This window comes from Amycolatopsis sp. cmx-11-51, from assembly GCF_047608665.1.
Classification (GTDB): domain Bacteria; phylum Actinomycetota; class Actinomycetes; order Mycobacteriales; family Pseudonocardiaceae; genus Amycolatopsis.
In genome coordinates, this window is the sequence record NZ_JADNQO010000001.1 from 1,346,557 (window position 1) to 1,359,685 (window position 13,129).

Sequence of the window (13,129 nt, forward strand, 5' to 3'; positions counted from 1 at the left end):
GAGACAAGGATCCACCGCAAAGTGCTCACCGAATGACCACTTTCCGGCCCGATTCGCTCAGGCGACCCCTGGCCGGGCCAGCCCGGTCTCGTAGGCGAGCACCACCGCCTGCACCCGGTCGCGCAGGTCCAGCTTGGACAGGATCCGTCCGACGTGCGTTTTCACCGTCGCCTCGGACAGGAACAGGGTCTCGGCGATCTCCAGGTTCGAGAGGCCTTTCGCGATCAGGACGAGCACCTCCCGCTCCCGCTCGGTGAGGACGTCGAGTTCGGCCGCGTCCCGTATCGGCTTCCCGCCACCGCCGACGAACCGGTCGAGCAGCCGCCGGGTCACCGACGGCGAGACCACGGCGTCACCCGAAGCGACCGCCCGCAGCGCCGACACCAGGTGATCCGGCTGCGTGTCCTTCAGCAGGAACCCGCTCGCCCCGCCCTGCAGCGCCGAGTAGACGTACTCGTCGAGGTCGAACGTCGTCATGACGAGCACCCGCGCCGTACCGGCCTCGACGATCCGTTTCGTCGCCTCGACCCCGTCCAGCACCGGCATCCGGACGTCCATCAGCACGACGTCCGGCCGCAGTTCCTCCGCGAGGCGGATGGCCTGGGCACCGTCACCCGCCTCGCCGACGACGTCGATGTCCGCCTGCGCGCCCAGCACCATCCGGAACCCGACACGCATCAATTCCTGGTCGTCGACGACCACCACCCGGATCATGTCGCCAACCTAACCGGGAGCCTCGCGTGCACTCGCCACCCTCCACCGGGAGCGGGCCCGACCTCCAGCGTGCCGCCGAAGACGTTCGCCCGTTCCCTCATGCCGATCAAACCGTTCCCACCGGGGACCGCGAGTTTTCGCGGCCCGGCCGGTGTGGCGTGTGACGCCGTCTTCGTGGCAGCGGGCACCAGCTGTTTCGCGCGGCCGGCGCCGTCGTCGGTGACCCGGACGTCGATCACGTCCTTCTCCCGGCGCACCAGCACCTCCGCCTGCGCGCCGTGCCCGGCGTGTTTCAGCGTGTTCGTCAAGGACTCCTGGACGATCCGGTACACCCCGAGCGAGACACCGGCGGGCAGTCCGGCCAGGGCGTCCGCGCTGATCGCCAGCGTCACCGGTACGCCTGCCTGCCGGATCCGGTCCGCGAGGTCGGTCAGCGCGCTGGCGTCCGGCTGCGGTACGCGCGGCTCGTCGTCGTCGTCGCTGCGGAGCACGTCCAGCAGCCGCCGCAGCTCGGCGAGCGCGCCGCGGCCAGTCTCCGAAATCGTCTGCAGGGCCCGTTTCGCCATCTCGGGATTCCCGTCGACCGCGTAGGACGCGCCATCGGCCTGCACGACCATCACACTCACCGCATGCGCGACGACGTCGTGCAGCTCACGGGCGATCCGTCCGCGTTCTTCACCGACGGCGATCCTGGCCGCCTGGTCCCGTTCCGTCTCAAGTAGGTGCAACCTGGCTTCCACCTCCTCGTGATAGGCGCGCCTCGCGCCGGCGAACTCGCCGAGCGTCCAGCACAGCGCGGTGGCGAAGACCCCGATGATCGCCAGCACCCACAGGTCCTCCGGCGGGTCGACCCACAGCTGGATCCCTGACGTGACGAGGGTCGCCAGCAGGTACAGCAGCCCCTGCTTGCGCCCGACGTAGACCAGCACCGAGTAGATGCTGATCATCACCGCCAGCCCGCTCGCCGCACCCAGTTCGAGCGCGCTGTGCGGGATGCCGATCAGTAGTGACAAGTACGCCGACCACAACGTCGCCTTCCGCCGGAAGACCAGCGGCAGGACCATCGCGATGTCCAGCGGCACGACCACGTACCAGGGCGGCATCGGGACTTCCGGCGTCTCGGCCGCGGCCACGTAGAACAACAGGTCGGTCAGCAGCAGGACGACGGCGATGAAACTGTCCCCGGCCATGGGGTGGGCACGCATCCAGAGGCTTAACCGTCGCACCTGGTAACACTATGTCGGCCTCGGCCGTTCGCGCGTCGGTCGCCGGTACCACCTTCGGTGCGACCCGAGGATGAGCGGCATGGCACGATTCGAGTCGGCAAGCTCGGCGACTGGGAGGGCGGGTGTCGTGACGTCAGGGACGGAGCAGGGGCGTCTGGCCGGCCCGCTGTCGATGTCGGTGGCGAATCTCTGCCACCGCCTGCAACCGCAGGTGTCCGCGCGGACCGCCGCCGGATTCGCCGAGGTGCTGCGCAGACTGGGTGGTCCGCTCCAGGTCGCCGTCGCCGGCCGTATCAAGTCGGGTAAGTCCACGCTGGTCAACGCCCTGATCGGGCGCCGGGTCGCGCCGACCGACGTCGGTGAGTGCACCCGGCTGGTGACCCGGTTCCAGTACGGCACGGTCGACCGTGTCGAGATCGTCTTCAACGACGGCCGCAAACAGGTGCTGCCCTTCGCCGCCGACGGGATGATCCCGGCCGAGCTGGGCATCGACATCGACAAGGTCTCGCATATCGAGGCATACCTCACCAACGCGGTCCTGCAGGGTATGACCGTCATCGACACCCCGGGTCTCGGGTCGCTCGACGCCGCGTCGGTGTCGCGGACCGAGCAGCTGCTGGGCGCGGCGAAGCATCGCAAGCCCCAAGACGGCGAAGAAGAGAATGAAGAGGGCTCCGACGAGCTGGACGACACCTCGCGCAACGCCGTCGCGGGTGCCGAGGCCGTGCTCTACGTGGTCACGCAGGGCGTACGCGCAGACGACCAGCAGGCGCTGGCCGCGTTCACCGCCGCGACCGCGAGCCGCGAGGCCGGTCCGGTCAACGCGATCGCGGTGCTCAACAAGGCCGACACCATCGCGCCGGAGTCGGTCGAAGGCTCGGGCGGTGACGTGTGGAAGGCCGCGACGCTGTTGTCGGAAAAACAAGCGTCGACGCTGAAGCCCCGCGTCGCGGACGTGCTGCCGGTGATCGGGCTGATCGCGGAGTCGGCGGAGTCCGGCGGGTTCACCTCCGGCGACGCCGAGGCGCTGCGTCAGCTGGCCGACACGGACGACGACATCCTCGAGACCATGCTGATCTCGGCGGACATCTTCACCAGCTGGGACTGCGACGTCGCGGCCGGGACCAGGCTGCGGCTGCTGGAGAAACTGGATCTCTTCGGCGTCCGGTACGCCGTCGAGACGATCCGCGCGGAGCCGGAGATCACCGCGGGTTCGCTGCGGCGGAAGTTGCTCGACGCCTCCGGGCTCGAAGCGGTCCGCCAGCGGCTGAGCATCGTCTTCGCCGCCCGCGCCGACGGCATCAAAGCGGCCGCCGCGCTGGCTTCGGTCACCGCGCTGGCCCACGCGTCGGGCGACCAGGCCGAACGGCAGCGCGTCCACGACGCGATCGAGGTCCTGCTCGCCAAACCCGAAGCACACCAACTCCGGCTGCTCGAAGCGCTCACGCTGGTCGCGTCCGGCGCGGTGGACATGCCCGAGGACCTGTCCGAGGAGGTCCTGCGGGTCGGGAGCAACGCCGACATCGGCGCCCAGCTCGGCAAACCGGGCGCTCCCCGGACCGATCTCGCCGCGCACGCGCTGGAACGCGCCGGCTGGTGGCGCTCGTTCGCCTCCTTCGGTGCGACGCCCGCCCAGAGCCGCGTCGCGCACGTCGTGCACCGGGCGTACTTCCTCATCTGGCAGCAGATCCGCGCCTGACCCTCCCGCAATTCGTCCTCTAGTTGCGGTAGTTCGACACCGAACTACCGCAACTAGAGGACGAAACGCGACCCCCCCGGATTGATAAACCGAGCGCTCGGTCTAATAATGGACCCCATGGAAACGATCGTCGACGAGCCCCAGTGGCTGCGCACGGCCTCCTGGCTCGGCTGCCCGCTGGCGGGCGCCGCGGTCGGCTGGTTCCTCCAGTCGATTTCAAGCTGGGTGCTCTCTCTGAGCTGGGCCCCGTTCAAAGGCCCCTTCCAGCTCGTCTCGGACATCCCCCGGCCATGGGGCACGGTCGCCGTGATCGGTGCGGGCCTGGCCCTCGGACTGTTGTTCGCCGCGGTCTGGGCGTACGAGCGGCTGATCGTCAAGGTGACGCCGACACGCATCACGCTGACCTCGAAGGGCCGCAGCCGCGCCTACGAAGCACGGCTTCAGGCCGTCTTCCTCGACGGCAAGGAACTCGTCCTCCTCGCCGACGACGGCCGGGAGCTGGCGCGGGAGAAGGGCGACGTCGACCGCGAAGCCGTCGCCAAGGCCTTCACCGAGCACGGCTACCCCTGGCACGCCGAGCCGCCGGCGGTGAAATGAGGACGGTCGACCCGGCCAAACACGAGGCGAAACGCCGCGCGATCCTCGACGCCGCCACGATGTGCTTCGCCGAGAAGGGCTTCGAGAAGACCACGACGGCGGAGATCTGCCGCGCGGCGGGGATCAGCACCGGCAGCCTGTTCCATTACTTTCCGAACAAGCGCGCGGTGTTCGCCGGCATCTTCGAGCAGGACGGCGACGAGACCGCGGCCCTGCTCGCGGCGGCCGGGGAGATCGAGGACCCGTGGGAGGCCATCCTCCATATCCTCATGTACCTGTCCGAACAGTTCCTGCAACCTTTCGCGGCCAAGCTCGTCCTCGAGGTCGCCGCGCAATGCACCCGCGACGCCGAGCTGGCCGAGCTGGTCCAGGGCAACGACCGCGTCCTGCGCGACGGGCTCGTCGGCCTCGTGACGAGGGCGATGGAGGCGGGCCGGATCGATCCCGGTATCGAACCGAAGGCGGCGGCAAGCTGGCTCGTCGCGTTGATGGACGCGCCGCTGTCCCGCGCGATTCTGGAACCGGACCTCGACCCGGCCGCGGAACTCGCGGTGATGAAGGTGATCCTCGTCAGATTCCTCCGCCCCGTTCTGCCGATTCGGCCCCCGGACGGCGGGGAAGTATCCGACACTGGTGAAATCTCTCCGGGCCGATCGGGAAGCCCGGGACACCAGTAACGGGGGTCGATGCGGGTGGGAGCCTGGCTGCGTAAGAAGGCCGTCGAAGAGGTGAATCCGGACGAGGTGCCGACCGGTCAGATCCCGGCGGTGAACATCGCGGCGATCATCGCCGAAGTCGACGGCGAGACTTCTCCGTCCGAGGGAACCGAGGCCGTCGAAGCCGCGTCGAAAACCGATGTGGAGTCCACGACCACGGGTCCGGCCGACCTCGAACAGGCTCTCGCCGACCGGCAGGCGCTGATCCAGCTCTGCCTGTACGCCCTTGACCGCGCCCGCAGCGGCGGCGTCGTCGAGCGGCTCGAACACGGTCTCGCCGGTATCGGCGTCCGTGCCCTGCGCCCGGACGGCGAGCGGTTCGACCCCGCGATACACGAGGCGGGCGGTGCGGTCGCGACCGAAGACCCGGCACTCGAAGGGCTCGTCGCGGAAACCGAGGTCGTCGGCTTCGCCGATCACGACCGGGTCCTGCGCGCGCCGATCGTCATCGTCTACGCGAAGAAGGCCCAGTGACCGCTCCGAGCGCGGCGGCCAACCTGCCGGCGATCGTGAAGAGCACGCGCGAACAGCTGCTCACCGTCGTCCGCGAAGCCGATCCTCAGGCCGCGAAATGGGTCGAGGACATCCGGAAGACGCGGCCGAAGAAACCGTCGGTCGTGGTGGTCGGCGAGACCAACCGCGGCAAGAGCTCGCTCGTGAACGCACTCCTCTCCATGCCGGGACTGTCCCCTGTGGACGCTGACGTCGCCACGGCGACGTACCTCGTCTTCGAGCACGCCGAGCAGTGGTCCGCTCAGGCCTGCTACCCGGGGCAGCCGGCTTCGGTGCCGATCAACCTGAACGACCTGATCCACTGGGTCTCGGCCGCGCACGAACTGCCGGAGGGCCAGATCCCGCCGCGTTACGTCGAGGTCTCCGGTCCGGTCCCGCTGCTCGACCGCGTGTCCATTGTGGACACTCCGGGCGTCGGCGGACTCGACTCGATGCACGGCGAATTGGCGAAGGAGGCGGCCGCGGGTGCCACCGCGCTGCTGTTCGTCGTGGACGCCTCCTCGCCGTTCACCGCGCAGGAACTGCACTTCCTGCAGGACATGGGTGAGCGCGTCGAGACCGTGTTGTTCGCGCTGACGAAAACCGACCAGTTCCGAGGCTGGCGCGAGGTCCTCGAAGCCGATCGGCGGTTGCTCGCCGAGTACGCTCCCCGGTTCGCCGACGCGGTGTTCCACCCGGTGTCCGCGCGCATGTTCGAGACGGCGGCCAAGGCGCCGAACGAGCAGATGGCCATGATGCTGCGTGAGAAGGCCGGTATCGCCGCGCTACAGGGCGCGTTGCAGGAGATGCTGGTCGGCCGCTCCGCGATGCTGGGCGAGGCCAACACCCTGCGCGCGCTTTCGAGCGCGCTCGGGGAACTCAAGGCGAAGCTACGGGCGGAAAGCCGCGCGCTGTCCGCCGGTGAGGCCGAGGCGGAACAACTGCGCCAGCGCCGCGACGACCTGAGCACCGAACGCCGGTCTTCGACGCGGGGCTGGCAGCTGAAACTGCGCGCGGAGATCCAGCGGACCCGCGTCGAGCTCGGGCACGAGACCAGCAGGCAGATGCGCGACGCGTCGACTCATTTCCGGCAGCGGATCGACGGCGCGAAGCGGGACGACCTCGCCGCGCTGCCCCAGCAGGTCGACATCGCGCTGCAGACGACGTCGCAGCGGATCTCGATGCTGCTCTCCCAGCGGCTCAACCAGGTCACCAACGTCTCGCTTTCGGAGCTGTTCTCGGCCGAAGAGCTCGACATCATCCGTGGCCAGTTCGCCAGGGCGGGCGGTCCGCCGGTCGTGCTGCGCCCGCCGGACAAGAAGCCGCCGTCGGCCGAAGACAAACTGCTCATCTTCATGGGCGTTTCCGGTGGGCTCGGCGCCGGGAAGGTCGCCGCGCTGCCACTGGCGGGTGTCGCGATCCTGAACCCGGTGATCCTGCCCGCCACGATCATCATCGGCCTCGGCGCCGGCTGGTGGATGGCGCGGACGCGCAAGCACGCGTCGGACAAGCAGCATCTGAAGCAGTGGCTGGTCGAGGCGATCGCCGACGCACGGTCCACGTTGGACCAGCTCGTCGCGGAGCAGCTGATCGAGGCCGAACAGCAGCTGTCGATGGCGCTCGACGAAGCCCTCGGCCGCCGCATCGAGGCGATCGAGGCGGAGCTGAAGGAAGTCGACAAGACGATCAAGATGGGCGCGCAGGAACGGGCGAAGAAGATCTCGGTCGTCGCGAAGCGCCTGAAGGACGTCTCCGACGGCCGCGACCGCGCGGAGGCACTTCTCGGTCGCATCCGGTCACTGCGCGACGCCTGACCAGGGTGGTCCTGTTGTGGACCGGAACCGAACGGGCCTACGGTGAGTCATAAGCTTCGACACACCAGCAGGTCAACGAGGGGGTTATCCCATGTGGGTCGACGAGAGCGGCGGCACGGACACCGAGACGGGCTCCACGGAGGCGGTCACGGTCCACGTTGACGGCGAGGAGTACCAGGCCGAGCTCAACTACGACCTCGACAAGGACGGCGTGAACGACGCCGCCGTCATCCAGCACGACGACGGCACCGGCCAGGCGTTCGTCGACACCGACGGCGACGGCGACGCCGACCAGTACGCGGTGCTCGACGAGAACGGCAAGGTCGTGCAGGAGGCCGTCTACGACGAAGCTTCCGGAGCCTGGGTCGAAGCGGGCGACAACGACGACAGCGGCAGCGACGCGGGCACCAGCGGCAGCATGCGCGCCGACATGCCCAGCGGCGACGTCGAGGTCGGCCCGCCGACGATCGACACCAATGGTGACGGGACCCCGGACACCGTCGTCGTCCAGACCGAGGATGGCCGCACGATCGCCTTCACCGACAAGGACGGCGACGGCAACGCGGACATCGCGGTCGAGACGGACGCTTCGGGAAACTCGAAGACCTACGAGCACACCGGCCCCGGGCAGTGGACCGAATCCGGCAGCGGCGTGGTCAACGAGGACATCGGCTCGGCCTTCGTGAGCACTCCGGTGGCCACTGAAGGCGACCCCGCGGGCGACGCGGCCTGGGGCGGCGCGGGCACCGAGAAACTCGAAGGAGTGGCGAAGATCGATTCCGCCACCGGCCAGTGGATCAGTCCCAACTAAAGCCCAGAATGGACTAAACCAAGAGAAGAGTGGTCCAGTCCATTCTTTCAGGCGAATCGATGTAATTCTGGTCACAAAACGGCCCGGTACGAGACCTCGTACCGGGTTTCTCCTGTCCGGTTCGCCTGTTCGTTGTGCCGTCGATCACCGGAAGAATTTCTGCGTATGGCCCATTCCGGTGATACTGAATCGATTCCCTTATCGTTCTTGTGAGAGAACCGACAGGTCAGCTCTCGGTTACCCGCCGGTCATCCGGCTACTCTCGGGGAATCCCAAAACCCGCACACCGGTCTTCCCGCCGGTGTGCGAAGCCATTCGGTCGCCGGCACTGGAGCCCGCATCGGAACAGCGTCGTTCCCGATGTGGGCTTCTGCCGTCGGAAGTCAGGAGTAGAGATGACCGCAGTCGCCATCCCCGGACTGGAAAATGCGCCGACGACGCACAGCGGCGTGCTGTCCTGGGTCCGGGAGGTCGCCGAACTGACCACTCCGGACCGCGTGGTGTGGGTCGACGGGTCCGACGAAGAGGCCGCTCGGATCAACGCCGAGCTGGTCTCCGCCGGCACGTTCGTGCAGCTCGACGCGAAACCCGATTCGTACTGGGCCGCCTCCGACCCGAATGACGTCGCCCGCGTCGAAGAGCGCACCTTCATCTGTTCGGCCGACGAAGCCGACGCCGGTCCCACCAACAACTGGATGGACCCGGCCGAGATGAAGGCCACGATGACCGAGCTGTACCGCGGGTGCATGCGCGGTCGCACGATGTACGTGATCCCCTTCTGCATGGGTCCCCTCGGAGCCGAGGACCCCAAGCTCGGCGTCGAGATCACCGACTTCGCCTACGTCGTCGCCTCCATGCGCGTGATGACCCGCGCCGGCAAGGCCGCGCTGGACAAGTTCGTCACCGAGGACGGCACCGAGCGCGAGTTCGTCCCGGCACTGCACTCCGTGGGCGCCCCGCTGGAGCCGGGCCAGAAGGACGTTTCCTGGCCGTGCAACACCACCAAGTACATCTCGCACTTCCCCGAGAGCCGGGAGATCTGGAGCTACGGCTCCGGCTACGGCGGCAACTCGCTGCTCGGCAAGAAGTGCTACTCGCTGCGCATCGGCTCGGTCATCGCCCGTGACGAGGGCTGGCTGGCCGAGCACATGCTGATCCTCAAGCTGATCTCGCCGGAGAACAAGGTCCACTACGTCGCGGCGGCGTTCCCGAGCGCCTGCGGCAAGACCAACCTCGCCATGCTGCAGCCGACCATCCCCGGCTGGCGTGCCGAGACCCTCGGCGACGACATCGCGTGGATGCGGTTCGGCGAGGACGGCCGCCTGTACGCGGTGAACCCCGAGTTCGGCTTCTTCGGCGTCGCGCCGGGCACCGACTGGCACACCAACCCCAACGCGATGCGCACCATCGAAAAGGGCAACACGGTCTACACGAACGTCGCGCTCACCGACGACGGCGACATCTGGTGGGAGGGCATGGGCGAGAAGCCCGAGCACGCCACCTCCTGGAAGAAGCAGGACTGGACGCCGGAGTCGGAAGAGAAGGCCGCGCACCCGAACTCGCGCTACTGCACGCCGATGTCGCAGTGCCCGATCCTCGCGCCAGAGTGGGACGACCCGAAGGGCGTGCCGATCTCGGCGATCCTGTTCGGCGGCCGTCGCAAGACCACGGTCCCGCTGGTGAACGAGGCCCGCGACTGGCAGCACGGCGTATTCATGGGCGCCACCATGTCTTCGGAGACCACCGCGGCCGCCGCCGGCGCGGTCGGCAACGTGCGCCGCGACCCGATGGCCATGCTGCCGTTCCTCGGCTACCACGCCGGTGACTACTTCAAGCACTGGCTGGACCTCGGCAAGAACGCCGACGCCGACAAGCTGCCGAAGATCTTCTACGTCAACTGGTTCCGCCGTGGCGACGACGGCCGCTTCCTGTGGCCGGGATTCGGCGAGAACTCGCGGATCCTGAAGTGGGTCATCGACCGCGTCGAGGGCAAGGGCAACGCGAACGAGACCCCGGTCGGCTTCGTGCCGAACGCCGAGGACCTCGACACCGACGGCCTCAAGGAGCCGCTGGCCGACATCCAGGCCGCGCTGGACGTCTCGGCCGACGAGTGGCGCCAGGAACTGCCCCTGATCCAGGAGTGGTTCGACAAGATCGGCGACAAGGTCCCGTCTTCGCTGCGTGACGAACTGGACGCGCTGAAGCAGCGTCTCGGCTGATCACCTGAACGGGTCGAAGGCCTCATCCTCATGGTCATTCCTGAGGATGAGGCCTTCTTCTGTCGCTCTTGGGTACCGTGGCCGCATGGTCAAATTCGGCGTCAACATGGTCGTCCCGGAGACGCGTGGGGCGTGGGTCGACAAGTGCCGCAAGGCCGAGGACCTCGGTTTCGACGTCATCGGCGCGGCCGACCACCTCGGGATGGCACCGCCCTTCCCGGCGCTCGTGCTCGCCGCCGAGGTGACGAACCGCGTGCGGCTCAACACCTTCGTCATCAACACCGCTTTCTACAACCCGGTGCTGCTCGCCCGTGACGTGACCGGCACGGACCGGTTCACCGAGGGCAGGCTGGAACTCGGCCTGGGGGCCGGTTATGTGAAAGCCGAATTCGGAGCGGCGGGTATGGAGTTCCCCCGCGCCGGAAAGCGCGTCGACCACCTCGAGCACACCATCAAAGAGCTCAAACGGCTCTACGCGGACGAAAACCACAAACCGCGGGCCGTGCAGAAACCGGGCCCGCCGCTGATGATCGCCGGCCGCGGCGACAGGCTGCTGACCCTCGCCGCCGAACACGCCGACATCATCGGGTTCCCCGGCACGGCAGCCGTTCCCGACGGCGGCGCTCTCGTTCCCGACGACGCCGCCGGAATCGAAGAACGGGTGACCTTCGTCCGCGGAAAACTGAACGGCCGCGAAGCCGAATTCAATATCCTCCCGCATTTCGTCTCCGTGGTCGAAGACCGGCGGACGGGTCTGGAAGATCTCGGCGAACTGCTGGAGGGCGCGCTCTCCGTCGACCAGCTCGCCGAACTGCCGACAGCTCTGGTCGGTACCCACGAACAGATCGCCGAACAGATCCTGGCGCATCGCGAGCGGTTCGGCTTCACCTATTTCACCGTGCTGGAGCACAACATGGCCGCGCTCGCACCGGTGATCGAGTTGTTGCGCGGCCGATGATCGACGTACGCGGGCTCGGCGTCCAGGCCGGGGAAAACAGTTTGTTCGACGGCCTCGATTTCGAGGTCGAAGCGGGTGAATGCGCGGTGATCTTCGGCCCGAACGGGGTCGGGAAATCGACCCTGCTGAGGTGCCTCTACGGAACGCAGACGCCGCAGCGGGGCCGGGTCGTCGTCGCTGGTGTGAAACCCGACGAGCGGAACCTCTCCTTCCGCCGCAAGGTCTCCGTCCTGTTCGACGATTCCGATTTCTTCGCCGAACTGACTCCCCTCCAGCATCTCGAACTGCTGGAGGGCTCGTTCGGAGCCGATCTCGGCGATTTCGACGCGCTGCTGGCGGACGCGGGTCTTTCCGAGCGGGCCAAGGTCACCGCGGGCAAGTTCTCCGCCGGGCAGCGCCGCCGCCTGCTGCTCCTCGGCGCGACGGCGCGGCCGCACGACGTCCTGCTGCTCGACGAACCCGAACGGGCGCTCGACGTCGCCGGGAAGGAATGGCTGACGTCGTTGATCGCGCGTTCGACCAAGGCCGGGGCCGCGGTCGTCGTGGCCACGCACCATCCTCCGCTGCTCGAAGCGGCCGACTCGACCCTCGAGTTGTGGTGAGCACGAAAGCCCCCACGCACGTCCCGGGGCGTCAGCGATTCGGCGGGCTGCTCAACGGGGACTACCAGACTTTTCTGGCACTGTTCGGTTTCGGCGTGCTGTTCACGGCTTTCGAAAACCTTCCGAAGCTGCGATCGCTCCTTTTCGGACAGTCCGTTGTGGACTTCTCGGCGGTGTTCGGTCTGTTGATCGTGCTGTGCGCGATCTTCTGGCGCGCCCTGTTGCGCCGCGGCTTCGTCTGGGCCGAACCGGCGACGCTGACGTGGGTGGACTTCGCCGGCATCGACAGGCGCCGCGTCGTGGTGAAGCGGATGTGGACGCTTTGGCTCGGGCTGGTCGTGGTGGTCGGCTACACCGGCGCGCTCGTCACCGCGATCGGCGGCGGGTCGAGGGACGTGTGGATCGCGATGTCGGCGCTGACCGCCTTCGGGGCGATCCTGGCCGCCGTCACCGCTCGCCGGACGGCGATCCGCGGGGAGACGGCGGCGCCGGTCGTGCTCGCGATGGCCGGTCTGGCGGTCGCGACCGCCGGGCTCGGCCCGATGGCGGTCGAGGTGCTGGCCGGTGCGCTGTTCGTCGTGGCGGTGGCGGTGGCCTTCGGCGGCGAGCCGGTGGCCGGTGTGGGGCGCCAGGAACTCGTCGACGGCTGGAACGCGCGGCTCCTGCGGGCGATGGCCGCGGTCTTCATGGATCCGATGCTGCTGATCCCGGAATCGCGGCCGGTGCCGTGGCTGTCGCTGCGGCGGCCGACGACGCTGCGGCTCGCGTGGGCCGGGGTGCTCGGCCGGTCGCGCTACGCGGCGGCGAGTGCGGTGATCGCGTGCCTGGTCGGGGTCGGGCACCTGGCGTTCCCGGCCGTCCCGGTGGCACCGCTGTTCGCTCTCGGCGCGTACGCGGCGCTCGTGCCGTTCGTCGGCGGGCTCGGCGAACTGTGGCGCAACCCCGGCCGCAGGCGGTGGCTCGGCGCGTCCGACTGGGAGTTGCGGCTGGTCAACGGCCTGGTGACCGCCGTGCTCGGTCTCGGGTGGGGGGTATTGCTCGGCCTGGTGACGCTGACCCTCGGGGTGACCCCGGGCTGGCCGGTGTGGCTCGCGGTCCCGCTCGCCGTCGCCGCCGCGCTGCGGACGGCGACCCGGCCGCCGATGGACTACGACGTCAGCGGTGGGGCCGCCGGGGTACAGGCCTTGCGAGGCGTCGACGTGCTGGTCGTCGGATCCGTGCTGCTGTCCACGCTCGCCTGAAGTCACCCGATCCCGCTTTCGGATCATTCGAATACTCCGA

12 protein-coding genes are annotated in these 13,129 nt (G+C 68.4%); 10 read left to right on the forward strand and 2 right to left on the reverse strand.

All coding sequences use genetic code 11. The annotated features are described in order from the left end of the window. Positions 1–57 precede the first annotated feature (57 nt). A complete protein-coding gene (locus ACM6LU_RS06765; RefSeq protein WP_414936672.1) occupies positions 58–714 on the reverse strand; it encodes a response regulator in 657 nt (218 codons plus the stop codon). Further along, entirely contained in the window at positions 711–1,904 is a 1,194-nt protein-coding gene (locus ACM6LU_RS06770) for a sensor histidine kinase (RefSeq protein ID WP_414937108.1), read from the reverse strand. The genes ACM6LU_RS06765 and ACM6LU_RS06770 overlap by 4 nt, the downstream gene beginning before the upstream one ends. A 208-nt stretch (positions 1,905–2,112) precedes the next feature. Here ACM6LU_RS06770 and ACM6LU_RS06775 point away from each other — a divergent pair, with 208 nt between their 5' ends. From ACM6LU_RS06775 to ACM6LU_RS06820, 10 genes are all read left to right on the forward strand, one after another. Continuing rightward, positions 2,113–3,639, forward strand: coding sequence for a dynamin family protein (locus ACM6LU_RS06775; protein WP_414937109.1), 1,527 nt, complete (start codon positions 2,113–2,115; stop codon positions 3,637–3,639). Between the two features lie 117 nt (positions 3,640–3,756). Then, entirely contained in the window at positions 3,757–4,236 is a 480-nt protein-coding gene (locus tag ACM6LU_RS06780) for a hypothetical protein (protein WP_414936673.1), read from the forward strand. Continuing rightward, complete coding sequence (locus tag ACM6LU_RS06785) at positions 4,233–4,913, forward strand: TetR/AcrR family transcriptional regulator (RefSeq protein ID WP_414936674.1); 681 nt, start codon at positions 4,233–4,235, stop codon at positions 4,911–4,913. The genes ACM6LU_RS06780 and ACM6LU_RS06785 overlap by 4 nt, the downstream gene beginning before the upstream one ends. 9 nt (positions 4,914–4,922) lie before the next feature. Beyond that, positions 4,923–5,426, forward strand: a complete 504-nt coding sequence (gene grpE, locus ACM6LU_RS06790; RefSeq protein WP_414936675.1) for a nucleotide exchange factor GrpE — start codon at positions 4,923–4,925, stop codon at positions 5,424–5,426. Further along, positions 5,423–7,258 carry a dynamin family protein gene (locus tag ACM6LU_RS06795; protein WP_414936676.1) on the forward strand — a complete coding sequence of 612 codons (1,836 nt, stop codon included), beginning with the start codon at positions 5,423–5,425 and terminating at the stop codon, positions 7,256–7,258. The genes grpE and ACM6LU_RS06795 overlap by 4 nt, the downstream gene beginning before the upstream one ends. Before the next feature lie 91 nt (positions 7,259–7,349). Beyond that, positions 7,350–8,069, forward strand: a complete 720-nt coding sequence (locus ACM6LU_RS06800) for a DUF6802 family protein (RefSeq protein ID WP_414936677.1) — start codon at positions 7,350–7,352, stop codon at positions 8,067–8,069. A gap of 395 nt (positions 8,070–8,464) precedes the next feature. Beyond that, a complete protein-coding gene (locus tag ACM6LU_RS06805; protein ID WP_414936678.1) occupies positions 8,465–10,288 on the forward strand; it encodes a phosphoenolpyruvate carboxykinase (GTP) in 1,824 nt (607 codons plus the stop codon). A gap of 85 nt (positions 10,289–10,373) precedes the next feature. Next, on the forward strand, positions 10,374–11,246 hold the full coding sequence (locus tag ACM6LU_RS06810; protein WP_414936679.1) for a TIGR03621 family F420-dependent LLM class oxidoreductase: 873 nt from the start codon (positions 10,374–10,376) through the stop codon (positions 11,244–11,246). Then, positions 11,243–11,848 (forward strand): ABC transporter ATP-binding protein, encoded by a 606-nt coding sequence (locus ACM6LU_RS06815; protein WP_414936680.1) that lies wholly within the window; start codon positions 11,243–11,245, stop codon positions 11,846–11,848. Before ACM6LU_RS06810 ends, ACM6LU_RS06815 begins: the two co-directional genes overlap by 4 nt. Beyond that, positions 11,842–13,089, forward strand: a complete 1,248-nt coding sequence (locus tag ACM6LU_RS06820; protein ID WP_414936681.1) for a DUF6297 family protein — start codon at positions 11,842–11,844, stop codon at positions 13,087–13,089. Before ACM6LU_RS06815 ends, ACM6LU_RS06820 begins: the two co-directional genes overlap by 7 nt. Positions 13,090–13,129 lie beyond the last annotated feature (40 nt).